Source organism: Streptomyces sp. NPDC048106, assembly GCF_040706415.1.
In the GTDB taxonomy this organism is placed as follows: Bacteria; Actinomycetota; Actinomycetes; order Streptomycetales; family Streptomycetaceae; genus Streptomyces.
The window spans coordinates 17,971-43,643 of the sequence record NZ_JBEZND010000038.1 but is presented as its reverse complement, the minus strand read 5'-3'; the positions used below and the strand labels follow the sequence as shown (position 1 = coordinate 43,643).

The 25,673-nt window shown below is 72.2% G+C and carries 28 protein-coding genes; 17 read left to right on the top strand and 11 right to left on the bottom strand.

Features of this window, described 5'->3' with window-relative positions:
- The first annotated feature begins 133 nt into the window (after window positions 1-133).
- Window positions 134-961 (top strand): serine hydrolase domain-containing protein, encoded by an 828-nt coding sequence (locus AB0927_RS30780; RefSeq protein ID WP_366671046.1) that lies wholly within the window; start codon window positions 134-136, stop codon window positions 959-961.
- A gap of 75 nt (window positions 962-1,036) precedes the next feature.
- Complete coding sequence (locus tag AB0927_RS30775) at window positions 1,037-2,731, top strand: serine/threonine-protein kinase (protein ID WP_366671090.1); 1,695 nt, start codon at window positions 1,037-1,039, stop codon at window positions 2,729-2,731.
- 10 nt (window positions 2,732-2,741) lie between these two features.
- Here AB0927_RS30775 and AB0927_RS30770 read toward each other — a convergent pair whose 3' ends face one another.
- Window positions 2,742-3,395 carry a pirin family protein gene (locus tag AB0927_RS30770; RefSeq protein WP_366671089.1) on the bottom strand — a complete coding sequence of 218 codons (654 nt, stop codon included), beginning with the start codon at window positions 3,393-3,395 and terminating at the stop codon, window positions 2,742-2,744.
- A 97-nt stretch (window positions 3,396-3,492) separates the two neighbouring features.
- Here AB0927_RS30770 and fasR point away from each other — a divergent pair, with 97 nt between their 5' ends.
- The 5 genes from fasR (at window position 3,493) to fabF (ending at window position 8,469) form a co-directional block, all read left to right on the top strand.
- Window positions 3,493-4,698 (top strand): fatty acid biosynthesis transcriptional regulator FasR, encoded by a 1,206-nt coding sequence (gene fasR / locus AB0927_RS30765; protein ID WP_366671045.1) that lies wholly within the window; start codon window positions 3,493-3,495, stop codon window positions 4,696-4,698.
- Window positions 4,699-4,787: 89 nt separating this feature from the next.
- On the top strand, window positions 4,788-5,714 hold the full coding sequence (locus tag AB0927_RS30760; protein ID WP_366671044.1) for an ACP S-malonyltransferase: 927 nt from the start codon (window positions 4,788-4,790) through the stop codon (window positions 5,712-5,714).
- Between the two features lie 17 nt (window positions 5,715-5,731).
- Complete coding sequence (locus AB0927_RS30755; RefSeq protein WP_366671043.1) at window positions 5,732-6,763, top strand: ketoacyl-ACP synthase III; 1,032 nt, start codon at window positions 5,732-5,734, stop codon at window positions 6,761-6,763.
- Between the two features lie 81 nt (window positions 6,764-6,844).
- The gene (locus tag AB0927_RS30750; protein ID WP_366671042.1) at window positions 6,845-7,093 is read left to right on the top strand and encodes an acyl carrier protein; all 249 of its coding nucleotides are present in this window, start codon (window positions 6,845-6,847) and stop codon (window positions 7,091-7,093) included.
- A 113-nt stretch (window positions 7,094-7,206) separates the two neighbouring features.
- Complete coding sequence (fabF, locus tag AB0927_RS30745; protein ID WP_366671041.1) at window positions 7,207-8,469, top strand: beta-ketoacyl-ACP synthase II; 1,263 nt, start codon at window positions 7,207-7,209, stop codon at window positions 8,467-8,469.
- A 69-nt stretch (window positions 8,470-8,538) separates the two neighbouring features.
- On the opposite strand, the gene AB0927_RS30740 is transcribed toward fabF, so the two are convergent.
- The gene (locus tag AB0927_RS30740) at window positions 8,539-9,033 is read right to left on the bottom strand and encodes a DUF3145 domain-containing protein (RefSeq protein ID WP_366671040.1); all 495 of its coding nucleotides are present in this window, start codon (window positions 9,031-9,033) and stop codon (window positions 8,539-8,541) included.
- A gap of 254 nt (window positions 9,034-9,287) precedes the next feature.
- On the opposite strand from AB0927_RS30740, the gene AB0927_RS30735 reads away from it, so the two are divergent.
- Window positions 9,288-10,172, top strand: a complete 885-nt coding sequence (locus AB0927_RS30735) for an SGNH/GDSL hydrolase family protein (protein ID WP_366671039.1) — start codon at window positions 9,288-9,290, stop codon at window positions 10,170-10,172.
- Here AB0927_RS30735 and AB0927_RS30730 read toward each other — a convergent pair.
- Window positions 10,147-10,629, bottom strand: coding sequence for an SRPBCC family protein (locus tag AB0927_RS30730; RefSeq protein ID WP_366671038.1), 483 nt, complete (start codon window positions 10,627-10,629; stop codon window positions 10,147-10,149). The two genes, AB0927_RS30735 and AB0927_RS30730, sit on opposite strands and share 26 nt — an antisense overlap.
- A gap of 47 nt (window positions 10,630-10,676) precedes the next feature.
- Between AB0927_RS30730 and AB0927_RS30725 the strand changes: the two genes are divergently transcribed.
- A complete protein-coding gene (locus AB0927_RS30725; protein WP_366671036.1) occupies window positions 10,677-11,654 on the top strand; it encodes an aldose epimerase family protein in 978 nt (325 codons plus the stop codon).
- 38 nt (window positions 11,655-11,692) lie between these two features.
- Here AB0927_RS30725 and AB0927_RS30720 read toward each other — a convergent pair whose 3' ends face one another.
- From AB0927_RS30720 to AB0927_RS30710, 3 genes are all read right to left on the bottom strand, one after another.
- Window positions 11,693-12,058 carry a hypothetical protein gene (locus tag AB0927_RS30720; protein ID WP_366671035.1) on the bottom strand — a complete coding sequence of 122 codons (366 nt, stop codon included), beginning with the start codon at window positions 12,056-12,058 and terminating at the stop codon, window positions 11,693-11,695.
- Window positions 12,059-12,137: 79 nt separating this feature from the next.
- Window positions 12,138-12,968, bottom strand: coding sequence for an EI24 domain-containing protein (locus AB0927_RS30715; RefSeq protein ID WP_366671034.1), 831 nt, complete (start codon window positions 12,966-12,968; stop codon window positions 12,138-12,140).
- A 10-nt stretch (window positions 12,969-12,978) separates the two neighbouring features.
- Window positions 12,979-13,413: a MarR family transcriptional regulator gene (locus AB0927_RS30710; protein ID WP_366671033.1), complete on the bottom strand. Its 435-nt coding sequence runs from the start codon at window positions 13,411-13,413 to the stop codon at window positions 12,979-12,981.
- Window positions 13,414-13,485: 72 nt separating this feature from the next.
- Here AB0927_RS30710 and AB0927_RS30705 point away from each other — a divergent pair, with 72 nt between their 5' ends.
- Window positions 13,486-14,511, top strand: coding sequence for an NADP-dependent oxidoreductase (locus AB0927_RS30705; RefSeq protein ID WP_366671032.1), 1,026 nt, complete (start codon window positions 13,486-13,488; stop codon window positions 14,509-14,511).
- A 118-nt stretch (window positions 14,512-14,629) separates the two neighbouring features.
- Here AB0927_RS30705 and AB0927_RS30700 read toward each other — a convergent pair whose 3' ends face one another.
- The 3 genes from AB0927_RS30700 to AB0927_RS30690 form a co-directional block, all read right to left on the bottom strand.
- A complete protein-coding gene (locus AB0927_RS30700) occupies window positions 14,630-15,793 on the bottom strand; it encodes a serine hydrolase domain-containing protein (RefSeq protein WP_366671031.1) in 1,164 nt (387 codons plus the stop codon).
- A 117-nt stretch (window positions 15,794-15,910) separates the two neighbouring features.
- Window positions 15,911-16,438, bottom strand: a complete 528-nt coding sequence (locus AB0927_RS30695) for a hypothetical protein (protein ID WP_366671030.1) — start codon at window positions 16,436-16,438, stop codon at window positions 15,911-15,913.
- 196 nt (window positions 16,439-16,634) lie between these two features.
- Window positions 16,635-17,114, bottom strand: coding sequence for an ATP-binding protein (locus tag AB0927_RS30690; RefSeq protein WP_366671029.1), 480 nt, complete (start codon window positions 17,112-17,114; stop codon window positions 16,635-16,637).
- 115 nt (window positions 17,115-17,229) lie between these two features.
- Between AB0927_RS30690 and AB0927_RS30685 the strand changes: the two genes are divergently transcribed.
- The 3 genes from AB0927_RS30685 to AB0927_RS30675 are packed head-to-tail and all read left to right on the top strand — an operon-like array spanning window position 17,230 to window position 18,571.
- Window positions 17,230-18,057, top strand: coding sequence for a helix-turn-helix transcriptional regulator (locus AB0927_RS30685; RefSeq protein WP_366671028.1), 828 nt, complete (start codon window positions 17,230-17,232; stop codon window positions 18,055-18,057).
- Window positions 18,054-18,248 carry a DUF397 domain-containing protein gene (locus AB0927_RS30680; protein ID WP_366671027.1) on the top strand — a complete coding sequence of 65 codons (195 nt, stop codon included), beginning with the start codon at window positions 18,054-18,056 and terminating at the stop codon, window positions 18,246-18,248. Before AB0927_RS30685 ends, AB0927_RS30680 begins: the two co-directional genes overlap by 4 nt.
- Window positions 18,249-18,277: 29 nt before the next feature.
- Window positions 18,278-18,571 carry a DUF397 domain-containing protein gene (locus AB0927_RS30675; RefSeq protein WP_366671026.1) on the top strand — a complete coding sequence of 98 codons (294 nt, stop codon included), beginning with the start codon at window positions 18,278-18,280 and terminating at the stop codon, window positions 18,569-18,571.
- A 24-nt stretch (window positions 18,572-18,595) separates the two neighbouring features.
- On the opposite strand, the gene AB0927_RS30670 is transcribed toward AB0927_RS30675, so the two are convergent.
- On the bottom strand, window positions 18,596-19,054 hold the full coding sequence (locus AB0927_RS30670) for an Rrf2 family transcriptional regulator (protein ID WP_366671025.1): 459 nt from the start codon (window positions 19,052-19,054) through the stop codon (window positions 18,596-18,598).
- 75 nt (window positions 19,055-19,129) lie between these two features.
- Between AB0927_RS30670 and AB0927_RS30665 the strand changes: the two genes are divergently transcribed.
- The 4 genes from AB0927_RS30665 (at window position 19,130) to AB0927_RS30650 (ending at window position 24,679) form a co-directional block, all read left to right on the top strand.
- Entirely contained in the window at window positions 19,130-22,090 is a 2,961-nt protein-coding gene (locus AB0927_RS30665) for a beta-galactosidase (protein ID WP_366671024.1), read from the top strand.
- An 81-nt stretch (window positions 22,091-22,171) separates the two neighbouring features.
- Entirely contained in the window at window positions 22,172-22,774 is a 603-nt protein-coding gene (locus AB0927_RS30660; RefSeq protein WP_366671023.1) for a toxin-antitoxin system, toxin component family protein, read from the top strand.
- Complete coding sequence (locus AB0927_RS30655; protein WP_366671022.1) at window positions 22,771-24,003, top strand: MAB_1171c family putative transporter; 1,233 nt, start codon at window positions 22,771-22,773, stop codon at window positions 24,001-24,003. Before AB0927_RS30660 ends, AB0927_RS30655 begins: the two co-directional genes overlap by 4 nt.
- A gap of 79 nt (window positions 24,004-24,082) precedes the next feature.
- Window positions 24,083-24,679: a hypothetical protein gene (locus AB0927_RS30650; RefSeq protein ID WP_366671021.1), complete on the top strand. Its 597-nt coding sequence runs from the start codon at window positions 24,083-24,085 to the stop codon at window positions 24,677-24,679.
- Here the strand turns inward: AB0927_RS30650 and AB0927_RS30645 are convergent.
- Window positions 24,669-25,571 carry a hypothetical protein gene (locus tag AB0927_RS30645; protein ID WP_366671020.1) on the bottom strand — a complete coding sequence of 301 codons (903 nt, stop codon included), beginning with the start codon at window positions 25,569-25,571 and terminating at the stop codon, window positions 24,669-24,671. The genes AB0927_RS30650 and AB0927_RS30645 overlap by 11 nt on opposite strands.
- Window positions 25,572-25,673 lie beyond the last annotated feature (102 nt).

The window sequence follows — 25,673 nt, the reverse complement described above, 5'->3', positions numbered from 1 at the left end:
GTACCAGCCGGAGACCGCCGGAGGGCGCGCGGGGCACGAGTCTCGCATCCCGGGCCCCGCCGCGACAGTGCGGCGGGGCGGGATCCGGACCCGTCGGCGCCGCTCGTGCCGTGCGCCGCATAGGCTCGGCGGCATGTCGTTGAACAGCCTGGCGTCGATCGAGAACTGGCCCGTGCCCACCGCGGCCGCGGGTGTCGTACGAGCCGACGGGACCGTCCTGGGGACCCACGGGCCCGTCGCCCACCGCTTCCCCCTCGCCTCGGTGACCAAGCCGCTGGCCGCGTACGCGGCGCTGGTGGCGTACGAGGAGGGGGCGATCGAGCTGGACGAGCCGGCCGGGCCGCCCGGGGCGACGGTGCGGCACCTGCTGGCGCACACCTCCGGCCTCGCCTTCGACGAGCACCGGGTGATGGCGCCGCCCGGGGAGCGGCGGCTGTACTCCAACGCCGGGTTCGAGCAGCTCGGCGACCACATCGCCAAGGCGACCGGCATCCCGTTCGCCGAGTACGCGCGGCAGGCGGTGCTGGAGCCGCTGGGCATGACGGCCACCTCGCTCGCGGGCTCCCCGGCGAAGGACGGCGTCTCGGCGGTCGGGGACCTGCTGCGGTTCGCGGCGGAGGTGCAGGCGCCCCGGCTGCTGGACCCGCGCACCGTCGCGGAGGCGACGACGGTCCAGTTCCCCGGCGTGAAGGGCGTGTTGCCGGGCTACGGCCACCAGAACCCCAACGACTGGGGCCTCGGCTTCGAGATCCGCGACGGCAAGTCCCCGCACTGGACCGGCGGTTCCTCCTCCCCGCGCACCTTCGGCCACTTCGGCCAGGCCGGTACGTTCCTGTGGATCGACCCGGACGCGGGCCTGGCCTGTGCCGCGCTGGCCGACCGCGCCTTCGGGCCGTGGGCGGTCGAGGCGTGGCCGGTCCTCACCGACGCGGTGCTGGCCGAGACGCGCGGCATCCGCTGACCAGCGGTCCGATAATCTCCCCCGTGCACAAGGAGATCCACGAGATTCGCCAGTGGTACGCATCGGGGGAAGATGATGAGCGGGCTTCGGGACGACGACGAGTTCCGGCCGTTGGACAGCGGTGACCCTCGGGCGGTGGCGGGCTACCGGCTCGCCGCCCGGCTCGGCTCGGGCGGCATGGGCACGGTGTATCTGTCGTACACGCCCGGCGGGCACCCGATCGCCCTGAAGACGATCCGGCCGGAGCTCGGCGAGGACGGGGAGTTCCGGCGCCGGTTCCGGCAGGAGGTGCGGGCCGCGCAGCGGGTGCAGGGCCTGTACACCGCGCCGGTCATCGACTTCGACACCGAGGGCGCCCGGCCCTGGCTGGCCACCGCCTATGTCGCCGGGCCCTCGCTGGCCACGGCGGTCGCCGAGCACGGCCCGCTGCCGCTGCCGTCGGTCCTGCTGCTGCTCGCGGGGATGGCCGAGGCGCTGTCGGTGATCCATGGCGCGGGCATCGTGCACCGCGATCTGAAGCCGTCCAACGTGCTGCTGGCCGGGGACGGCCCCCGGGTGATCGACTTCGGTATCGCCCGGGCCGCCGACGCCACCGCCCTGACCGGCACCGGCGTCTCGGTCGGCACCCCGGCGTTCATGTCGCCGGAGCAGGCGGCGGGCCGGCCGGTCACGCCCGCCTCGGACGTGTTCGCGCTGGGCCAGGTCGCGGTGTTCGCGGCGCGCGGCCAGGGCGCGTACGGCGACGGTCCCTCGCACGCGGTGCTGTACCGGATCGTGCACGAGGAGCCCGACCTCGACGGCATGCCCGGCCAACTCGCCTTCGTGGCGCGGTGCCTGGCCAAGGACCCCGCCGACCGGCCCACCCCCGCCGAGGTGGTCGCGCTGTGCCAGGAGGCGTCGCCGACGCCGCTGCGGCAGTCCGGTTCCTGGCTGCCGGCGGCGCTCACGGCGCAGATCACCCAGCGGGTCTCCGCCTCGGCCGCGCTCGCCTCGGCCCCGACGGCCGCACCGGCCGCACCGCCGCCCACCGCACCGGTGACCCGGCCGGTCCGGCCGGCCGGCCACCCCCCGGTCCCGCCGGCCGTCGCCCAGCCGCCGCGCGTTCCCGTGTACCAGCAGCCGGTGCCGCCGCGGCCGTACCCGGCGTACGTCCAGCCCTACGTCTGGCAGCCGCCCAGGCCGAAACGCCGCGTCGGCCGGAAGATCGCCATCGGCGCCGCCGTCGGGTTCGCCCTGCTGTGGGGCGTGGGCTGCGTCTCGGTGCTCAGCCACCTCGGCGACACCGCGGACGACGGCTCCTCGCGGAGCCCCTCCACCGCGACCGGCCAGCGCCGCCCCGACCCCAAGCCGGTGGCCTTCAAGGGCGTCAACATCCCGAACGGCTACTGGGTGCGGTTCGCCGACTCGCCGCCGAAGCCGGTCACCGGGGACGGCAGCTCCCCCTGGTACGAGGACACCGCCGACTTCTATTACGCCGACTACGACGACACGGACGACGACACCCCTGCCGTCGGCAGCTACAGCGACAAGGTCGTCCTGCTGAACAACGCCGAGCACGGTTCGCTGGCGACCTGCCGCAAGGTGACCCGGTACGCCGAGCGCGTCCACCTCTCGCAGCTCAGCAAGGGCTCGCAGATCTGCGTGTACACGAACTCCGGCCACATCGCCCTGGTCACCTACCGCGGCTCGGCGGCCCGCCACAGCCCCAGCGACTACATCACGGTCGACCTGACGATCTGGCGCAACGCGGAGCCCGCGAGCGACGACTGACCCGTGCCCCTCAGCCCGTCATCTCCCACACCAGCAGCTCGGCCGGGGTCACCGCCACCGCCGTGAGACCGCGCGCGCCGGTGATCCGCGCCGCGTCCCCCGCGCCCAGTTCCCCGCCGTCCAGCCGCACCTCGCCGCGCACGACGTGGACGTACAGATACGCCGCGTCCGGTACGGCGGTCCGCTCCCCCGCGCCCAGGCGGCGCACGTGGAGCATCGCGCCCGCGGCCGGTACCGCGTAGGGGGTGGCGTCGGCGATGCCCGGGACGATCCCGTACGCCGGCTCGCCGCCCGGTTCCAGCGGGGCCAGCCACATCTGGAGGAAGGTCAACGGGCCCTCGCCGTCGTTGCGTTCGACGTGCCGGACGCCCGCCGCCGCGCTGAGGTGCTGGACGTCTCCGGGGCGCACGGTCCGCTCGTGGCCCGCGGAGTCGCGGTGGGTCAGTTCGCCCTCGACGACCCAGGTGACGATCTCGGTGTGGCTGTGCGGGTGTTCGTCGAACCCGGCGCCGGGCGCGAGCCGTTCCTCGTTGCAGGCGATCAGCGCGCCGAAGCGCAGGTTGCCGGGGTCGTAGTGCGGGCCGAAGGAGAAGGCGTGGCGGGTCTCGATCCCGGCCGCCGGGTCCCCGCCCGGGTAGCGCTCGGCGGCGCGCCGTACGTCCATCACGTCCCCCACCGTAGTCGGGCCCCCGCTGCGCGCGGGTGCCGGGTCGCCGACCCGGCGACGCATGCTCCCGTCCGGATAAGGCACTCTTGTCCCCGTGCCCGAACCCGAATCCCACCCCGGTGATCCCGCAGCAGCCTCCGTCCACACGCACGCCGCGACCCTGAAACGGCTGGAGAAGTCCTCCGGGAGTCTCGCCGCCCAGGCCATCGCGCGGATGGACGAGACCCTGCCGTGGTACCGGGCGATGCCCCCGGAGAACCGGTCCTGGATCGGGCTGGTCGCCCAGGCGGGCATCGCGGCCTTCACCGAGTGGTTCCGGCACCCGGACGCCCCGCAGGCGATCTCCACGGACGTCTTCGGGACCGCGCCGCGCGAGCTGACCCGGGCGATCACGCTGCGGCAGACCGTGGAGATGGTGCGCACCACCATCGAGGTCATGGAGAGCGCCATCGACGAGGTGGCCGCGCCGGGCGACGAGAGCGTGCTGCGCGAGGCGCTGCTGGTCTACGCGCGGGAGATCGCCTTCGCGACCGCCCAGGTATACGCCCAGGCCGCCGAGGCACGCGGTGCCTGGGACGCGCGCCTGGAGTCGCTCGTGGTCAACGCCGTGCTCAGCGGCGAGGCCGACGAGGGCGCGGTCAGCCGGGCCGCGGCACTGGGCTGGAACTCCCCCGACCATGTGTGCGTCGTCCTCGGCACCGCGCCGGACGGGGACAGCGAACTGACCGTGGAGGCGATCCGGCGGGCCGCGCGGCACGCCAAGGTCCAGGTGCTCACCGGCGTCCTCGGGGACCGTCTCGTGGTGATCGCGGGCGGCAACCCCAACCCGCTCGCGGTGGCGAAGTCGCTGATCGGGCCGTACGCGGCCGGTCCGGTGGTCGCCGGTCCGGTGGTGCCGGACCTGCTGGCCGCCACCCGGTCCGCGCAGGCCGCAGCGGCGGGTCTGAAGGCGTGCACGGCGTGGCAGGACGCGCCGCGGCCGGTGCTGGCGGACGATCTGCTGCCGGAGCGCGCGATCGCGGGGGATCCGAGCGCCCGTGAGCAGTTGGTGGAGGAGATCTACAGACCGCTGGGAGAGGCCGGATCGGCACTCCTGGAGACCTTGAGTGTCTACCTGGAGCAGGCGAGCAGCCTGGAGGGCGCGGCCCGGATGCTCTTCGTTCACCCGAACACCGTGCGCTACCGGCTCCGACGTGTGACGGACGTCACCGGATGGTCGCCTTCGGATGTACGATCCGCGTTCACGCTGCGGATCGCGCTGATCCTGGGGCGCCTGGCCGACGGCGACCCCCAGACATAGGGTTTTGTCGGAGGTCAACAAAAGCCCCTCGTGTTCTTCGTCCCTGTCCCCACGGGCGGCCGTGCCCGTACCCAAGAGAGAGTGTGAGAGTGCTCGTACTCGTCGCTCCCGGCCAGGGCGCCCAGACGCCCGGCTTCCTGACCCCCTGGCTCGAACTCCCCGGTGCCGCGGACCGCGTCGCCGCGTGGTCGGACGCCATCGACCTCGACCTGGTGCACTACGGGACCCAGGCCGACGCCGACGCGATCCGGGACACCGCCGTCGCCCAGCCCCTGCTGGTCGCCGCCGGGATCCTGTCCGCCGCGGCACTCGGTGCCATGTCGGAGATCACGCCGGGCGCGGTGGCCGGTCACAGCGTCGGCGAGATCACCGCGGCCGCCTTCGCGGGCGTGCTGTCGGACGCCGCGGCCCTGAAGCTGGTCCGCACGCGCGGCCTGGCCATGGCGGAGGCCGCCGCGATCGCCGAGACCGGCATGTCGGCGCTGCTCGGCGGCGACCCGGAGACCTCCCTCGCGCACCTGGAGAAGCTGGGCCTGACCCCGGCGAACATCAACGGCGCGGGACAGATCGTCGCGGCGGGCACCCTGGAGCAGCTCGCCGCGCTGAGCGAGGACAAGCCCGAGGGCGTCCGCAAGGTCGTCCCGCTGAAGGTGGCCGGCGCCTTCCACACCCGGCACATGGCCCCCGCGGTCGAGACGCTGGCCAAGGCCGCCGCCGACCTGGCGCCCGCCGACCCGAAGGTCACCTACGTCTCCAACCGGGACGGCCGGGCCGTCGCCTCCGGCACCGAGGTGCTGGAGCGGCTGGTCGGCCAGGTCGCCAACCCGGTGCGCTGGGACCTGTGCATGGAGACGTTCAAGGAGCTGGGCGTCACCGCGCTCATCGAGGTGTGCCCCGGCGGCACGCTGACCGGACTGGCCAAGCGGGCGCTGCCCGGCGTCAAGACGCTGGCCCTCAAGACCCCCGACGACCTCGACGCGGCCCGTGCGCTCATCACCGAGCACGTCGACGCCTGACGCCTAAGGAGCCGTAGATGGCGAAGATCAAGCCCAGTAAGGGTGCCCCGTACGCGCGCATCCTCGGGGTCGGCGGCTACCGCCCGACCCGGGTGGTGCCCAACGAGGTGATCCTGGAGAAGATCGACTCCTCCGACGAGTGGATCCGGTCGCGCTCCGGGATCGAGACCCGGCACTGGGCGGGCCCCGAGGAGACGGTGGCCGCGATGTCGGTCGAGGCGGCCGGCAAGGCGATCGCCGACGCCGGCATCGACGCCTCGCAGGTCGGCGCGGTCGTCGTCTCGACGGTCTCGCACTTCGCCCAGACACCGGCCATCGCCACCTCGATCGCCGACCAGCTCGGCACCGGCAAGGCGGCCGCCTTCGACATCTCGGCCGGCTGCGCGGGCTTCGGCTACGGCCTCACCCTGGCCAAGGGCATGGTCGTGGAGGGCTCCGCCGAGTACGTCGTCGTCATCGGCGTGGAGCGACTCAGCGACCTGACCGACCTGGAGGACCGGGCCACCGCCTTCCTGTTCGGCGACGGCGCCGGCGCGGTCGTCGTGGGCCCCTCCAAGGAGCCGGCCATCGGTCCGACCGTGTGGGGCTCCGAGGGCGACAAGTCCGAGACCATCAAGCAGACCGTCTCGTGGGACCGCTTCCACGTCGGCGACGTCAACGAGCTTCCGCTGGACAGCGCGGGCAACATCAAGTTCCCCGCCATCACGCAGGAGGGCCAGGCGGTGTTCCGCTGGGCCGTGTTCGAGATGGCGAAGGTCGCCCAGCAGGCGCTGGACGCGGCGGGGATCACCTCGGACGACCTGGACGTCTTCATCCCGCACCAGGCCAACGTGCGGATCATCGACTCGATGGTGAAGACCCTCAAGCTGCCGGAGCATGTCACGGTCGCGCGTGACATCCGTACCACCGGCAACACCTCGGCCGCCTCGATCCCGCTCGCCATGGAGCGGCTCCTGGCGACCGGGGAGGCGAAGAGCGGCGACACCGCGCTCGTCATCGGATTCGGGGCGGGTCTCGTCTACGCCGCCACGGTCGTTACCCTCCCCTAGGCACTCCGTGCCGGATCGTGTGATTCGGCGGGGGGACAAATGCCGCAAACCGTCTGGAATATCGAAGAAGGAGCGCCTGACATGGCCGCCACTCAGGAAGAGATCGTCGCGGGTCTCGCCGAAATCGTGAACGAGATCGCCGGCATCCCGGTTGAGGACGTCCAGACGGACAAGTCCTTCACCGACGACCTGGACGTCGACTCGCTGTCCATGGTCGAGGTCGTCGTCGCCGCCGAAGAGCGCTTCGACGTGAAGATCCCGGACGAGGACGTCAAGAACCTCAAGACGGTCGGTGACGCGACCGACTACATCCTCAAGCACCAGGCCTGAGCCATTCGCTGAGGCCCTACGGCCCGTCAGGCCGCAAGGCCCGGCAGGCCGCGAGGCCCCGCCACCCGGCGGTGGCGCCGTAGATTCCCGCATCCGTTGGAGAAAGAATTCCCGTGAGCCCGACCAATCGCACCGTGGTCGTCACCGGTATCGGCGCAACCACACCGCTGGGTGGCGACGTAGCTTCGTTCTGGAAGGCTCTGGTCGCCGGCGAGTCCGGTGTCCGTCTTCTGGAAGAGGAGTGGGCGGCGGACCTCCCGGTCCGCATCGCCGCCCGCGTAGCCGTCGAGCCGGGCGAGATCATCCCCCGGCCGCAGGCCCGCAAGCTCGACCGCTCGGCGCAGTTCGCGCTGATCGCCGCGCGCGAGGCCTGGAAGGACGCCGGCTTCACCGCCAGGGCCGGTGAGGACGCGTCCGTCAACCCCGACCGTCTCGGCACGGTGATCGCCTCCGGGATCGGCGGTGTGACCACGCTCCTGGACCAGTACGACGTGCTGCGGGAGAAGGGTGTGCGCCGCGTCTCCCCGCACACCGTGCCCATGCTCATGCCCAACTCCCCGGCGGCCAACGTCGGCATCGACCTGGGCGCGCGCGCCGGTGTGCACACCCCCGTGTCGGCCTGCGCCTCCGGCGCGGAGGCCATCGGGTACGCGATCGAGATGATCCGCACCGGGCGTGCGGACGTGGTCATCGCCGGTGGCACCGAGGCCGCGATCCACCCGCTGCCCATCGCCGCCTTCGGCAACATGATGGCGATGTCCAAGAACAACGACGACCCCGCGGGCGCGTCCCGGCCCTTCGACTCGGGCCGCGACGGCTTCGTGCTCGGCGAGGGCGCCGGTGTGATCATCCTGGAGTCCGAGGAGCACGCGAAGGCCCGCGGCGCCCGCGTCTACGTGGAGGCGGTCGGCCAGGGCATCTCCGCCGACAGCCACCACATCACGCAGCCCGAGCCGTCGGGCAACGGCATCGCGCACGCGCTCCAGAACCTGCTGGACAGCACGGATCTGAAGCCGGCCGAGGTCCTGCACGTCAACGCGCACGCCACGTCCACCCCGCAGGGTGACGTCGCCGAGATCAAGGCGCTGTGGAAGGTGTTCGGCGACGACGTCGAGCACATGGCGATCTCCGGCACGAAGTCGATGACCGGTCACCTTCTCGGTGGTGCCGGTGGCATCGAGACCGTGGCGTCGATCCTGGCGCTGGTGAACCGTACGGCGCCGCCGACGATCAACGTGAAGGACCTCGACCCCGAGGTCAACGCGGACGTCGTCGTCGGCGAGGCCCGCCCGCTGCCGGAGGGCCGCATCGCCGCGCTGAACGACTCGTTCGGGTTCGGCGGGCACAACGTGGTGCTGGCGTTCCGCACCATCTGAGAACGCGTGAAGGGGCCCCCACCGGCTGGTGGGGGCCCCTTCACGCGTTCTCAGACCACCTGCGCGTTCTCAGACCACCTGGTGGAGCCAGCGCACCGGGGCGCCCTCGCCCGCGTACCGGAACGGCTCCAGTTCGTCGTCCCACGGCTTGCCGAGCAGCTTGGCGATCTCGGCCTCCAGGTCGGCCTCCTCGCGCTGGGAGCGGATGAGGGCGGCGCGCAGCCGGTCCTCGGGGATGAGGATGTCGCCGTGGATGCCGGTGACGGCGTGGAAGATGCCGAGGTCGGGGGTGCAGCTGTAGCGCTCGCCCTCGGCGGTGGCGCAGGGCTCGGCGGTGACCTCGAAGCGCAGCAGGTGCCAGCCGCGCAGCGCGGAGGCGAGCTTGGAGGCGGTGCCGGGCTGGCCCTGCCAGGAGAACTCCGAGCGCCAGGTGCCGGGGGCCGCGGGCTGCCGGATCCAGTCGAGGTTGACGCGCGTACCGAGCACCCCCGCGACGGCCCACTCGACGTGCGGGCACAGCGCGCGCGGCGCGGAGTGCACGTACAGAACTCCACGTGTCGTCACCGGAACCTCCGGGCAGAGCGGGACATCTTGCTGGCTTGCCGGCGGCTGTGGCAGGACGGCCGCGCTGATGGCGAGGCTACCGTGCGGCGGGGCAAGGAGTGTGACGTACCGTCGGTCCCGCTGCCAGGAATCCTCCACCATTCACCCAGGGGGACGCTTGTACGGGCCCCGTTCGTTCCAGCGGGCCCGGCACCGGGAACCCTCGCACGTTGTCATGGAGGAAAGCCCGACGTCGAGCGAGGAGAGTCGCGGGGATGCGGAAGCGAAGCCACCGGGCGCGGGCCGCCCTGGCCGTGGCGGCGGTCACCGTGCTGGGCGTGGCCGGATGCGACGCCCCGGGCTCGCCCGCGGCCCGGGGGACCGGCGCGCGGACCGCCAAGGCGCCGCTGTGGAACCGCAGTCCGGCCTCGATCGCCGCGGTGGGCGACTCCATCACCCGGGGCTTCGACGCGTGCACGGTGCTGTCGGACTGCCCCGAGGTGTCCTGGGCGACGGGCAGCGACGCCAAGGTGGACAGCCTGGCGGTACGGCTGCTCGGCGCGGCGGGCGCGGCCACGCACAGCTGGAACTACGCGATGACCGGCGCCCGGATGGCCGATCTCTCGCAGCAGATGGCGGACGCGGCGAGCCGCGACCCGGAGCTGGTCACGGTGATGGTGGGCGCGAACGACGCCTGCCGCTCCTCCACCCGGGCCATGACCTCGGTCGCCGGCTTCCGCGCGGACTTCGAGGAGGCCCTGCGCACCCTGCGCGCGTCCGCGCCGAGGGCGCAGCTCTATGTCGCGAGCGTGCCGAACCTGAAGCGGCTCTGGGAGCAGGGCCGGGGCAACCCGCTGGGCAAGGAGGTCTGGAAGCTCGGCATCTGCCCCTCGATGCTGGGTGACGCCGACGATCTGAGCGCGGCGGCCGAGCGCAGACGCGACCGGGTCCAGGAGCGGGTGATCGCCTACAACAAGGTCCTCAAGGAGGTCTGCGCCACCGACCGCCGCTGCCGCTTCGACGGAAACGCGGTGTACGACTACCGCTTCGGCACCGACCAGCTCAGCCACTGGGACTGGTTCCACCCCGGCAGGGACGGCCAGGCCCGGCTGGCGGCGATCGCCTACCGGACGGTCACGGCGGCGGCTCCGGCGGCGTAGCGCCGGCGCGTTCGTGCCGGGCCAGTTCGGCGGCCAGGCGCCGCATGACCGTGCGGTTGGCGCGGCGCATCGTGGCGCGGACGAGGGGGGCCAGGAGGCGTTCGGGCAGGGGCGCGCACAGCCAGGCGTAGGTGAAGGAGACCCGGCTGCCGCCGTCCGGGAGCGGGGCGATGGTGTAGATGCCGTGGGCCTGGCGGCGGCCGCCCGCGCTGACGTTGTGTTCGACGATGCGGTGCGGCGGGTCGGAGCCGATGACCTCGATGCCGACGTCGGTCCGCGTGCCGCCCAGGGCCGCGGTGACGGTGGCGCGGGCACCGGTGCCCCGGCGGGGGCCGCTGTAGCGCCAGTCGCTCAGGTAGTGGTCGGTGAAGCGCTCGTGGTGGGCCATCACGTCGAGGAACTCGTGGACCTGCGCGGGCGCGTACGGAACCTCGGTCGACACGGTGACGGGTCGCATGAAGGCACGCTACAGAGCACCGCGGCGGGTGACCTAGGGTTTTCCACATGAGCGAACTCTTCGGCACACTTCCCGACGGCACCGAGGTCCACCGCTGGACGCTGGAGCGGGGCGGGACCCGGGTGGAGATCCTGACGTACGGCGGGATCGTGCGGTCGGTGGAGGTTCCGGACCGGGAGGGCCGGGCGGCGAACGTGGTGCTCGGGTTCGCCGGCCTCGACGGCTATCTCGCGCACCCGGACCCTTATCTGGGCGCGTTGATCGGGCGGTACGCCAACCGGATCGCGGGGGCGCGGTTCCCGCTGGACGACGCGGTGTACACCCTGGAGCCGAACGAGGGGCCCAACGTGCTGCACGGGGGTGCGCGGGGGTTCGACAAGCGGGTGTGGGAGGCGGCGGCCGTCGAGCACGGGGTGCGGCTCGCCCGGGTGAGTCCGCACGGCGAGGAGGGCTTCCCGGGCCGGCTCGACGTGGCGGTGACGTACTCGCTCGACGCGTCGGGCGCGCTGCGGATCGGGTACGAGGCGACGACGGACGCGCCGACGGTGGTCGCGCTCACCAGCCACGGCTACTTCAACCTGGCCGGTGCCGGGTCGGGTTCCGCGGCCGGGCACGAACTCCGGCTGGACGCTTCCCGGTTGACGCCGGTCGGCGAGGGCCTGATCCCGACGGGTGAGCTGCGCGAGGTGGCCGGCTCGCGCTTCGACTTCCGTACGGCCCGCAAGGTGGGCTCGGGCTACGACCACAACTTCGCGCTGGACAAGGGTGTCAGCAAGGCGCCGGAAGAGGTCGCCGAGCTGCACGACCCGGCCTCCGGTCGCACCCTCACCGTGTCGACGACCGAACCGGGCCTCCAGCTCTACACCGGGGACCACCTGCCCGCGCCGTTCGTCCCCGGCGCGGGGATCGCCCTGGAGACCCAGCACTTCCCGGACTCCCCGAACCACCCCGCCTTCCCCTCCACGGTGCTGCGGCCGGGCGAGGTGTACCGGTCGGAGACGGTGTACGGCTTCTCGACGCGCTGAGGCGCGCTGAGGGGGGCCGCCGGGCCGTGGCGGCGGGGTCAGGAGGCCCGGAAGCTGTACACCGCGCCGTGGCTCGTCCAGGAGTGCAGGTCCAGCGACGGGGCGACCAGTGCCGAGCCGGTGCAGTCGCCGCTGGGGTAGAAGGAGACACTCTTGTCGGTCATGTTCAGGTCGGCCAGCACGCCGAACGGCAGGGTCACGCAGTCGCCGCCGAGGTCGGAGTACACGGCCGTACGACCGGTGAAGGCCCCCTCCCAGACACACAGCGTGCCGGTGTCACCGCAGTCGGCCGAGGCGGTGGATCCGGTTGCCGCCGAGGCCGGGCCCGCCGCCGAGCCGAGCAGCAGAGCGGCGGACGCCACCGCGATACCGGTCGCGGTCCGGCTGACTCCACGGATACGCATTGCTTCCTCCTGAGGAAGAGATCGACGAGGACGCCGGGGAGGCTGCCCGTCCCTCCCAGAAGTAGTCAAGGATTCAACCTCACGTGGCCGGAAGCCACCGGGCCGGGTCGGAGCCCTCGGAGTCGTCGGACGCACCGGTGTTCCCCTCCGCGCGCTCCCCCGCCCGCTCCTCCCCCAGCAGGTCCCGCGCCAGCAGCGTCGCGCCGGCCACCGCCCCCGGCATCAGGAAGACCGCCACGAAGGGGACCAGGAAGGCGAGGCCGAGCGGCGTGCCGTAGCCCCACACCAGCAGGCGGCGCGAACGCAGGAGGGTGAGACGGTTTCGCAGATCCAGCCCCCTGCGCTGCAAGGGGATCGACGTCAGCTCCTCCGCGAGGAAGAAGCCCGTCACGAAGAAACCCACCACCGGGACCACCGTCTGGCCGACGACCGGCAGCAGGCCCAGCGCGAAGAGCAGCACGCCCCACACCGTCGCCCGGACCAGGATGCGGACGCTGTCGCGGGCCGACAGCCACAGCTCCCGCCAGAAGGGGAGGTCGGACCGCGGGGCCGTGCCGTCGGGCGACTCGGCGGCGTCCACCTGCTCCGAGAGGTTGTCGTAAAACGGCTGTCCGATCACCAGCGTCACGGCGGTGAACGTCAGCACCGCCAGCAGCAGCCCCAGCGCGAACAGCACCGCTGTCAGAAGGCCCCGGAACAGCGTCCCCCACGGGCTCGACCAGTCGTCCGCGAAAGGCGTGGCCCACGTCACCGCGTCGTCGCCCCAGATCGCCAGCGCGACCAGCGCGACCGCGTAGAGGGCCAGCGCTATCAGGCCCGGCAGCAGGGCGACCCCGTACCGCCGGCCATGCCGGGCCACCCACCGCTGACCTTCGAATACGTACTTGAATCCCGCCCCTAGATCACGCATGGCGGAAACCTTACGCGTCGAGCATCCGCCGCAGCAGGTCCCGCAAAGTGCCCCGCTCCTCCGCGGAGAGCCCCGCCAGCGGCTCCCGCGCGAAGCGCAGCCCCTCGCGCAGGTCGCGGGCCACCCGCAGCCCCTCCTCCGTGGCCGCCGCCATCTTGATACGGCGGTCGGTCGGGTCCGGCCGGCGCTCGGCGAGACCCCGGACCTCCAGGCGGTCGACGATCCCCGTCACGTTCGACGGCTCGCACTTCAGCTTCTGCGCGAGCTTGCGCATGGGCAGCGGCCCGAGGGACAGCAGACTGAGGAGCTTGGCCTGGGCGCCGGTCAGGGCGTGCGCGGCCGCCGCCTCGTCGTAGTCCGCGTGGTAACGCGCGACGACCTCGGCGATCAGTTCTACGACGTCCGAGGTCAACTGGTCCGGACGGCTGGGATGCGGTGGTGCCATGCCCCACAGCCTACCCGGTTGCTTGACAACCTGAAATATTCAGACTAACCATTGTTTCAGGTAGTGAAGTAAATGAAAGGCACGATCGCGATGACCACGCACATCAACCGCGAATGGCACCTGATCAACCGCCCCGTCGGCTGGCCGGAGCCCGAGGACTTCGCGCTCGTGGAGACGCCCGTTCCGACCCCGGGCGAGGGCGAGATCCTGGTACGGAACACGTACCTCTCCGTGGACCCGTACATGCGGGGCCGGATGAGTGCCGCGAAGTCGTACGTCGACCCGTTCGAGCTGGGCAAGGTCATGCAGGGCGGCGCGGTCGGCGAGGTGGTCGAGTCCCGCGCCGAGGGCATCGCCGCCGGCGACCACGTGCTGCACTTCTTCGGCTGGCGCGAGTACGCCGCCATGGACGCCCGGCACGCCGTGAAGGTCGACCCGGACGCTGCGCCGCTGTCGGCGTACCTCGGGGTGCTCGGCATGACCGGCCTGACCGCGTACGCGGGCCTGCTGCGCACCGCCTCCTTCAAGGAGGGCGACATCGTGTTCGTGTCCGGCGCGGCGGGGGCCGTGGGCAGCCAGGTGGGGCAACTCGCGAAGCTCAAGGGGGCCGCGCGGGTGATCGGCTCGGCCGGGTCGGACGAGAAGGTGCGGCTGCTGGTGGAGGAGTACGGCTTCGACGCCGCGTTCAACTACAAGCACGGGCCGGTGTCCGAGCAACTGCGCGAGGCCGCGCCCGACGGGATCGACGTGTACTTCGACAACGTCGGCGGCGACCACCTTGAGGCGGCGATCGGCTCGCTGCGGCGGGGCGGCCGGATCGCGGTCTGCGGCATGATCTCGGTCTACAACGACACCGAGCCCGCGCCCGGCCCGCGCAACCTGGCGCGGCTGATCCAGACGCGCGGCCGTATCGAGGGCTTCCTCGTCAACGACCACAGCGACCTCCAGCCGCAGTTCGTCAAGGAGGTCGGGCCGTGGGTGTCCTCCGGGCGGCTGAAGTACCGCGAGACCGTCGTGGACGGCATCGAGAACACCCTGGAGGCGTTCCTGGGGCTGCTGCGGGGTGACAACACGGGAAAGATGGTGGTCAAGCCGTAGCGCGCGGCGCGGCGGGCGGCCTTCCGGCGCGCTGTCGGCCGCGGGTGGCGGGGGGTCGCTCGCGCGGTTTCCCGCGTCCCCGGGTGGGGGCGCGTGTCCCCGCCCCCGCCCGACGGGGTCACCCGGTGGCCAGCGCCGCCTGATGCGCCGCCCGCGCCAGCCTGTCGTTCTCCGGTGCCGCCCCCGGCGTGAAGCCGAACCTCCGGCGCGTGTAGCCGTACGCCAGGCCGGTGCGCGGGTCGGCGAACGCCTGGGTGCCGTTGGCGCCGCTGTGGCCCAGGGCCCCGGCGCCCAGGAAGGGGTGCCAGAGGTCGGCGGTGGCCTGGAAGCCGAGGGCGAAGGACATGTGGCCGCGGGCCACGAGGTCGTAACCGGCGGAGTGGATCCGGCCGAACTCGGCGACGGTGTCCGCCTTCAGCAGCGGCGCCTTGCCGTCGACCTCCCCGGTCATCGCCGCGTACATCCGCGCCAGCCCCCGCGCGGAGGCGACCCCGCCCACCGAGGCGGGGCCCTTGGCGCGGATCAGCGGATCCTCGTGCAGCCGTGCCATGTCGGTCGGTTCGGCCGCGTGCCGGTTGAAGGCGATGGCCGTGAGGGTGTGCGGGCCGTCTTTCGGCAGGGAGTCGAGGAACGCCTGCTCGTCGGGGGTGGGGGCCATCGGCTGCGGGCCGCGGAAGCGGGACTCGGCGGTGGCCGGGAGGCCGAGGTGGAAGTCGAGGCCGTAGGGGGCGCGCACCCGGTCCTCGTACAGGTCCTGGACGGTGCGGCCCGTCGCCCGGCGCACCACCTCGCCCGTCAGCGCTCCTATCACCAGCGCGTGATAGCCGAAGGCGGCCCCCGGGCGCCAGAACGGCCGCTGGTCGGCGAGGTGTTCGGCGATCACCCGGTCGTCCGCGAGTTCCGCGCGGGTGAACCCGGCATCCGTGCCGACCAGTCCGGCCCGGTGCGCGAGCAGATCCCTCAGGGTCAGCTCGCCCTTGCCCTCGGTGCCGAACTCCGGCCAGTAGTACGTCACTTTGCGGTCCAGATCCAGCGTGCCGTCCTGCACCAGGAGCGCCGTGACCAGGTGGGCCGCGCCCTTGGTGGCCGAGAACACGCCGTACAGCGCGTCGCCCGCACCGACGTCGCCCGCCCACAGGTCCACCACGCGGCGCCCGCGCACATAGGCGCAGAGCTGGCCCTCGTAGTCGTCCCGTTCGCGCGCGACTAAGGCGGCGAACTCCTCCCGCACCGCCTCGAATCCGTCGGCGACCGTGCCGTGCACGGCGATGTCCTGCGTCATCCGTTCTCCTTCAGAACCTGTCCCTGTAACCGACTCAACCGCTTCAACGCCCCTTCGGTGTCATGGATGCCCCGGATGGCCGATGGCATGGGAGAGGCGCAATTCCGGCGGCCCTGATCAGGTGCACCACCACAGGAAGCGGTCGCAGGTGCGGGTCGGAGACGGTGCCGGGGGTGGCGCCGAGGTCGCCGGGGCGGTCGTGGGGGGTGCGGCGGTCGGCCGTGTCGTGGGCGGGGTGGTGGGGGATGTGCCGCCGCCGGTGGTCGCGGACGGCGGCGCCTCGACGGTGCCGGAGGCGGTGGCGGAGGGGGAGCCGGAGGTGGTGGCGGAGGCGGAGGCGGTGGCCCCCTGCGCCGGGGAGCCGGTGGCGGACGCGCCGGGGGCCGCCGAGGCGCCGCCGGCCTGGGGCGGGGCGGTCGTACGGCCCGGTGGGGCGGAGGTGTCGCCGTCGCCCGCCGAGGTGTCCGTGACCGAGGCCGTCCCGCCGCCCGTGAAGGGCAGCGGCGTGTCCGTGCCCAGCTCGGCGAAGCCGAGCCCGCCCGCCGCCAGGGCGAAGCCGGCGGCGAGCATGACGGTACGGCGACGACGGCGGCGGTGGGCGGCGGCGCGGCGGCTCCGCCGGTCCGCGCGGGCCCTCGGGGGCACCCCGAGTTCCGGCTCCGCGGGTTCCGGCCCCCCGTGTTCCGGCTCCCCGCGTGCCGGCTCCGGCCGCGTCGGACCGGGTATTCGGTCGGCCGGTGTTCCGCACCCCGGGCAGACCAGGGCGCCGTTGAGGTGCCGTCGGCACGGGAGGCAGTAGTCCATGACGCCCGGAAGACTAGGGTCGACGCGCGTCACGTTCCTAGGCACCGCTGTGAATGTTTGGTGCGGGGTCGCGAAGGTTCCCGGAAGACGCCGGTACGGCAACCAGGGCGCGCACCGTCTTGCCGGGTGGATCCCGGTCCACCACCTCCCAGTGTTCCGCGAGCGCGGCCACGAGGAACAGCCCCCGCCCCGACTCCGCGAGCGCCGGGGGCGGGGAGAGGTGACCGGGGCCGGGCGGGTGGCACTCCGCGCGGGTGTCGCTCACCTCGATCCGGATGCCGTCCGCTTCGCGGGAGAGGCACAGCTCGAAGTCCCGCCCCGGCACGCGCCCGTGGGTGACGGCGTTCGCGGCGAGTTCGGCGACGACCAGGGCGACGGCACCGGTGGTCTCACTGTCGTGCGGAAACCCCCAGGCATCCAACTGCGCCACGGCGAGCCGCCGGGCGAGACGGGCACCGCGGGGGGTGGGGCTGAGGCGCTGGACGAGCGTGGGGGTGATGACCGGGCGTACTGTCATGCGCCCAATGTGGCGGCTGGGAAAGAGGGTTCACCAGAGGTGACGCGTGTACGCTGCGCGGGCGTACACGGTTACGCACTGGACAGTACTCATGACGGCGCGTGACGATCGGCTCATGGCAACAGGAATCGGCGGTGAGCCGGAGTCGTCAGACAGTCTGCGCACGTTCGGGGCGGTTGTACAGGCACTCCGCGAACATCACGGGCTCACCCGGGAAGAGCTTGGGGACCTGGTGGGGTTCTCCAAACACACCATCGCGTCAGTTGAGTTGGGGAGGCGGATGCCGGACATCGACTTCGTCGAGGCGGCGGAGGCGGTCCTCGGCAACACCAGCGCCTTGAGGAAGGCGCTGGAGCACCTCGAACGACAACCGGGGCTCGCCGCCTGGTTCCGCCGGTGGGCTGAGCTGGAGAGGCAGGCGATCACGCTGCACACGTACGAGTGCCGGATGATCCCGGGCCTGCTTCAGACGGAGGCGTACGCACGCCAGTTGTTCCTGGACGAACTGCCGTTTTTGACCGACGAGCAGATCGAGGCGAACTGGGCTGCTCGGGCCGAGCGTCAGCGACTGCTCCGGGAGCGGCCCAACACCGCCTTCAGCTTCATCATCGAAGAGCAAGTCTTCCTGCGCCGGACCGGCGGCACAGAAGTCATGCGTGAGGCAATCGACCACATCCTCGGCCTGACGCAGCTGCGAAACGTCGAGATCCAGATCATGCCGTTGGTCCGGGAATCACACGCAGGGCTGCATGGGCCGATGCAATTGCTGGAGACCCCTAAGCACAAGTGGTTCGCCTACATGGAGGCGCCCGAGTGCGGCGTGCTCATCTCCGACCCGAAGTCAGTCAGCGCGCTCAACGGCCGATATGCCAGGATGCGTTCACAGGCTCTCACCTTCCAGGACTCGGTGAGCCTGCTTGAACGTATTCGAGGAGACCTATGAGCAGCCCCTCCGAACTGGTTTGGTTCAAGAGCAGCTACAGCAGCAGCGGCTCCGGCGACTGCATCGAGGTCGCCACCACCCCCGCCACCATCCACATCCGCGACTCCAAAGCCAAGCAGGGCCCCCAGCTCGCCCTCACCCCCACCGCCTGGTCGGCTTTCGTCTCGTACTCTGCGGAGCAGACTGGGTGAGCCTGTTTCCACCGGATTCGAGGGAACCCATGAACTGGTTCAAGAGCAGCTACAGCAGCGGGGCTGGCGACAACTGCATCGAGGTCGCCCTCAACTGGCGCAAATCCACGTACAGCAGCGGCTCCGGCGACAACTGCGTGGAGGTAGCCGAAACCTGGCACAAGTCGAGCTACAGCAGCGGCTCAGGGGATGACTGCATCGAAGTCGCCACCACCCCCGCCACCATCCACATCCGCGACTCCAAAGCCAAGCAGGGCCCCCAGCTCGCCCTCGCCCCCACCACCTGGGCTGCGTTCGTCGCCTACGCCGGGGCGCAGAGCTGATCCGTACTCCTGGACCGGTCGGCGCTACGGGTTCTCCCACGCCGACGGGTCCGCCGCCAATGTCCGTACCGGGTCCGGCAGCGTGCCCGAGGCCAGGTCGGCGATCGTCACGCTCTCCAGGACGCGGCGGACGTTGGCGCGCAGGGCGATCCACAGGGGCAGCAGGGGTTCGGCCGTGCCGGTGTAGGAGAGGTCGGTCGGGCGCTCGCCGCGGACCGAGACGATCGGGCCGTCCACGCCCCGGATCACGTCGGCCACGGTGATCGTCGTACCGTCGCGGGCGAGCCGGTAACCGCCGCCCCCGCCGCGCCTGCTGTCCACGATCCCGGCGCGTCGCAGATCGCCGAGGATTCCCTCCAGGAACTTGTGCGGGATCCCTTGCGCGGCCGCGATTTCCTCTGCCTTCACGGGCCCGTTACCCTGCCGTACGGCCAGCTCCAGTACCGCCCGTACCGCGTAATCCGCCCGTGCCGAGATCCTCATGAATCCATTGTGGGACGTTCTCACGTGGAGAATGGCCGCACCCGCGCCCCCGTAAGACCGCCGGGAGGATCCACCGTGGCGCTCAGCAGACGTACCTTCAGTGCCCTGACCGGCTCGGCCGCGCTCGGCCTCGCCCTCGGCGGCAGCGGCGGGACCGGGGCGCCGTCGGCGTACGCGGCCCGCAGCGCCCCGACGGGCCCGGCGCCCGCCCCGCCGCGCGCGGACGGCGGGCACCACACCATCGGGTACGACCGCTACTCCCTGCTGGTCGACGGCAGACGGCTGGTCCTGTGGTCCGGCGAGCTGCACCCCTTCCGGCTGCCGAGCCCGTCCCTGTGGCGGGACGTGCTCCAGAAGATGCGCGCGCACGGCTACAACGCGGTGAGCATCTACGTCGCCTGGAACTACCACTCGCCCGCCCCTGGCACGTACGACTTCTCCGGCGTCCGCGACCTGGACCTGTTCCTGCGCACGGCCGCCGAGACCGGGCTCTACGTCGTCCTGCGGCCGGGCCCGTACATCAACGCCGAGGTGGACGGCGGCGGCTTCCCCGGCTGGCTGACGGCGACGAAGGGCCGGGCGCGGTCGGCCGACCCGACGTACCTCGCCCACGTGGACGAGTGGCTGACCCAGGTCGACCGGATCGCCCGCGAGCACCTGTTCACCCAGGGCACCGGCACCGTCCTGCTCTACCAGATCGAGAACGAGTTCGACGCGCGGGTGGACTCGGCCGACAGCCGCGCCTACATGTCCCACCTGTACAAGAAGGTGCGCGCCGACGGCATCGACGTGCCGCTGTTCCACAACGACAAGGGCCGCAACGGGTACTGGACCCCCGGCTCCTTCGACACCGGCGGCGAGCGCGGCGGTTGGCTGTACGGCTTCGACGGATATCCCTCGCCGTCCAAGACCCCGCCGGACTGGGGGCGGTTCGGGCCCGGCGGGGCCACGGGCGGGGCGAGCGCCTCGCCCGCCACGCCCGGGTTCGTGCCCGAGTTCGGCGGCGGCTGGTTCGACCCGTGGGGCGGCTCCTTCTACGACGGCAAGGGGTACGCCGAGGCGCGCCGCACCCGGGACTCCGCCTACGAGCGCCGCTTCTACCTGACCAACCTGGCCAACGGCATCACGCTCCACAACGTCTACATGACCTTCGGCGGGACCTCCTGGGGCTGGCTGCCCGCGCCGGTCGTCTACACGTCGTACGACTACGGCGCCGCGATCGACGAGGCCCGCAACGTCACCGAGAAGATCGCGCCGATGCACCAGCTCGGGCATCTGCTCCAGCGCGTCCCCGACTTCGCCAAGCTGGACCGCGCGGCGGGCGTGCACGCCGAGGGGCTGAAGGTCTACCACCTGACCAACCCGGACACCGGCGCCCATGTGTACGTCGCGCGCAATGACGGCGCCGACCCGGTGACGGCCGATCTGCCCACCGCCGAGGGCCGCTTGCGGATCACCGTGCCGGGCAAGGACGCCAAGCTGCTGACCACCGGCCTCTCGCTGGGCAGGCGGACGCTGAAGTACGCCACCGTCCAGCCGGCCATGTGCCTGAGGGCCGGGCGGCAGGACGTCGCGGTGTTCACCGGGCGCACGGGCGAGATGGCCGAGCTGGTGCTCAGGTGCGACACCGACCCGGACGTCATGCGGCTCGACCCGGAGGCGGCCTGGGGCGTGGACGACTCGGGGCTGCACGTGAACGCCCCGCTGGGGCAGAGCGGTCTGATCCGCGTGCTGGTGGAGAAGGGCGACACCGACACCCCGCTGCTCCTCCTCTTCGCCGACGACGCCACCTCCGCACGGCTGTTCCCCTACGACACCCCGTCCGGGACCCTGCTGGTGTACGGCCCGCAATTGCTGCGCCACGTCGAACTGCGCGGCTCGGAGGTCCACTTGACCGGCGACGTCACCGACACGACGAGCGTGGAGGTGTGGGGACCACGCGGTATCTCCGGCCTGGTGTGGAACGGGCGGAAGCTGGCCACCCGGGTGACGATGTCCGGGAGCCTGATGACCAAGGAGATGCTGCCCGGGGTGCCCGAGGTGCGGCTGCCCGCGCTCGGCGGGTGGCGGACGCGCCGGGAGAACCCGGAAGTCGGACCGGGCTACGACGACTCGGCGTGGCGGGTCGCGGACAAGAAGGCGTCGTACAGCACTTCGGCCGTCCCGGAGGGCCAGCCGGTGCTGTTCGCCGACGACTACGGGTTCCACTACGGGGACGTCTGGTACCGGGGCACCTTCGACGACTCCAGCGGTGTCGAGGAGGTCGCGCTCGGCTACAGCACCGGCACCCAGGGGATGTTGATGGCGTGGCTGGACGGGGAGCCGCTGGGCACGCACCGGATGCCGGTGCCGGACGCGGCGACCATCCGCAGGGGGACCTGGACGGACACGGCGTCCTTCCCGGTGCGCGACGCGCTGCGCTCCCCCGGCCGGCATGTGCTGTCCGTCCTCGTCCGGCGGATGCAGCACGACCAGGACGGCAAGGCGGACGACACCCACAAGGCCGCGCGCGGACTGACGGCCGCGGTCTTCAAGGGGGCCTCACGGAAGGTGAGTTGGCGCATCCAGGGCGAGGGCCGGCCGGACCCGGTGCGGGGGCCGCTGAACAACGGCGGGCTGCACGGGGAGCGGGCGGGCTGGCACCTGCCCGGGTTCCGGGACGGGGACTGGGAGTCCGTGGGCTTCCCGCGCGCCGAGCGGTACCAGGGGGTCACCTGGTACCGGACCACGTTCCGGCTGGCCGTTCCGGGGGACGTGGACGCCTCGGTCGGGCTGACGCTGACGGACGATCCGTACCGGGCCTACCGGGCGCAGATCTTCCTCAACGGCTGGAACATGGGGCAGTACGTCAACGACGTGGGCCCGCAGCATACGTTCGTGCTGCCGAACGGGGTGCTGCGGACGCGGGGCGAGAACACACTGGCGTTGGCGGTGTTGTCCGAGTTCACGACCCTGTCGGGGCCGGGCGAGGTCCGGCTGACGTTGCTGGGGAAGGCGGCCGGCGGACTGACGGCGGCAAAGGTAGTTGTGTCCTGAACCGCCCCCCTGGGATCGCGTGACGACGGCATATCCCGACGCGTACGCTCGTTCGGGCACCGTCGGCGAGAAGGGGAACGGATGGGCATCGCGGGCGCGCGACAGCGGGCGGCACGGCTGACCGCACGGTTGCGGCGCTCCGGTGCCGGCACGGCCATGCGCGCCCTGGCGGGCGAGCTGGCCACGGCGGTCCGCGCGCGGCCCGAAGCACCCGACGATGTACGGGGTTTGTGCCGGGCGCTGTGCGAGGAGATGAGCACGCTGCGCGGCGGACGGCCCCTGGAGCTGCGATTCGAGCGCTTCCCGGACGAGATCGAAGTGACCGGGCTCTGCGTGGAGTTCGCCGACTTCGACCTGGTCATCGTGGAGGACCGGGCCGAGGACGTCCAGCAACTCGTCATCCTCGGCCACGAGTTGTGGCACCTGCACGCCGGGCACCGGCACCATCATCTGGCCGGCGACGCCGCGGCACGGGCCTTCGCCGACTCGCCCGGCTGGCCGGACATGGCGCTCACCGTGGCCGCGCGCAACGGCTCCCGCGAGGCGGACGAGGCCGAGGCGGACGACTTCGGCCACCGGCTCGCCACACTGTTCCGGTCCCGGCTCGGCGGCTCCGGGGACGCGCCGCCCGACCCGTTGCAGCGTGCCCTCGGCTACCGCGGGCGGGGCGGAGCGGCGCGGTGAACACACTGGCACTGGACCCCTCGGTGCTGCTCGGCCGGCTCTACATCTCCTTCTGGGTCCCGACGACGCTGCTGACCGCCGCCCTGCTGCTGAAGCTGCCCACGATCATCCGGCTGTGGCGGGACCCCCTGCTGCGCGCGGTCGGCGGGGTGCTCCTGTTCTCCTGCACGGTGTTCGTGTTCTGCATGCCGGCGATGATCCACCGGATGAACGTGCTCACCGGGGTGCCCAACTTCTCGGCGCCGTTCTGCTATTCGCTGATCGCCGCGAACTCCGGGGCGGGGCTGCTGTTCATCGTCACCTGGCGCAACGGGCTCGCCGAGCGGTCGGCGGCCATCCGGCGGGCGACGCGGTGGATCGTGTCCGGGTACGCCACGGTGGTCGTCGCGCTGTGGGTGCTGTTCCTGCTGGCCGACGTGCCGGTGGAGCGGGTGCGCGACCTGGACACGTACTACGCCCGAACACCCTTCATGCGCGAGGAGATCCTCCTCTATCTGCTGGCCCACACCGTGGCCTGCGCGCTGAGTTCCCGGCTGATCTGGAACTGGGTGCGGGACCGGGGACTGGACCCGTGGCTGCGGTGGGGGCTGCGGCTGCTGGGCGCGGGGTACGTGCTGAGCCTGCTGTACGACGCGTCCAAGGTGACGGCGGTGGTCGCGCGGTGGCTCGGCCGGAACCCGGACTGGCTCAGCACGGACCTGGCCCCGCCCGTGGCGTCGTTCTCGGCGACCCTGCTGGCGGCCGGCTTCATCCTCCCGCACGCCGGGCAGGCCCTGCACGACCGGTGCCGCATCCGGCTGGCGCACCACCGGCTGGGCCCGCTGTACCGCCTGCTGCGCTCGGCGAACGGCTCGGGCCCGCGGTTCTCGCTGCGCGCGCGGACGGAGCTGCGGCTGATCCGCCGGGAGACGTACATCCGGGACGCGCTGCTGCCGCTCGCCCGGCACGTGGACCCGGACCTGACGGACCGCGCGTACGCCGCGGCACTCACCCTGGGCCGCCCCGCGGAGCGCGCCCGCGCGCTGTCCGCCGCGGTGGGCATCCTGGACGCGATCGAGAACGGGGGGCGAGGGGCCGGGGTGGACGCCGAGCCCACGTGCCTCCTGAAGGACATCGCCTCGATCTCGGACGCGCTGCGCCGCCCGAAGGACCTGGCGACGATCCGGTCCCTGGCCGCCGCGACCCCTGGCCCCGAGCGTCACGGTGCCGGAGTGACGGTGCCGGAGTGACGGTGCCGGAGTAACGGTGCCGGAGTAACGGTGCCGGAGTGACGGACCCCGGGAACCGGCGCGGGGCACCATGAGGAACATGACCCTCGATTTCCAGCTGGTGCTGCTGCGCCGTATGGCCGATCACAATCCGGACCTGGTGGACGAGGCCCGGAGAGCGCTCGGCGTGTCGATCGCGGAGATGCGGGAGGCCAACAAGCGGTGGCAGGCGATGGTGCGGTCGCCGAGGGGGCGGAGCGCCGCCGCGCGGTACCGGTCGGTCCTCGGGGAACCCGAAAGCGTCGAGCCCCGCAGGATCGGCGACGCCGAGTGCGAGGCGCGGCGATGGCCGCTGCCGCTCTGGCCCGACCTGCGGTTCGAGGTGCTGGTCGGGCCCCGCGGTGCCGTCTGGAACGAGTGGCTCGTGCGGGCGCCCCACGCGGTGGGGCCCGAGCTGCGGACCCTGGAGGACCTCGTCCCCTGGTCCTGCACCGTGGACGAACTGGCCCGCGCCTTCCCCCCGGCCCGCCCCCTGGAGGGCACCGCCCCCACCCGCTGGGGCCTCGCCTTCACCGCGCCGGACCGGGACGGCGTACGCCATGACGTGGTGGCCGAGTTCACCTGGGGCCTGCTTCAGCGGACCGCGCGGGTCAGCCGTCGAGACCCGTCGCCCGGCTCCGCTTCTCCTACGCCGTGACGTCGTCGCGGACCTGGTCGAGGTGGGCGAGGATCGCCGCCGCCACCCGGGGGACGGAGTCCGGGTGCAGGAAGAGGAAGAGGTTCGGTTCCACCAGTTCGAGTTCCATCAGGCGGGGCATGCCGTCCGGGCCGTCGGCGAGGTCCACGCGGGCGTAGAGGAGGGGCGCGGAGGAGGCGGGTACGGCCGCCAACGCCTTTTCCGCCACCGCGAGTTCGTCGTCCTTCGGCTGCCAGGGGGTGAGATCGGGGTGGGCGACCTTGTCGGCGTCGTACGGCGTGCCGGGGGCGAGGACGGCGCCCTTGCGGCTGGCGTGCAGCAGCCGGCCGCCGAAGAACTGGAGGGCGCGTTCGCCGGTGACGTCTATGCCCTTGAGGTAGGGCTGCACCATCGCGGTGAAGCCCTCCGCGTGCATCCGCGCGAGGTGCCGTGCCGCCGTCTCGTGGTCGGCGGCCGTGTAGCGGGCGGCGAACCGGGCGCCGGCGCCTGAGGTGGGCTTGATGACGTACTCGTGGTCCGTGGGCAGGCCCGGACCGGCCGCCTCGCCCGGGGCGAGGTAGGTCGTGGGCACGGTGGGGACGCCGGCGGCGGCCAGCTCGCCCAGGTAGCGCTTGTCGATGTTCCACCGGATGATCTCGGCGGGGTTGGCGATCCGGGTCGCCCGCGCCACCCGCTCCAGCCACGCCGTGAACTCCGCCGCGCGCCAGCTGTAGTCCCAGGGGGAGCGGATGACGACGAGGTCGTACGCGGACCAGTCGGTGCCGGGGTCGTCCCAGTAGGGGGCGTCCGCCTGCGCGCCTGCGTCGTTCAGTGCCTGTACGAGGGACGGCAGATCCGCGTCCTTGCTCGGCCCGGTGCCGGGGTCGTAGGTGGCGAGGGCTATGCGGGGCACGGCGGGACTCCCTGTCGTACGGCGTTCGAACATCCGCGAGGTTAACAAGCGGCCCGGAACCGGGACAGGGGGTTTGACCTTCACCTTTGGTGAAGCCCCAGC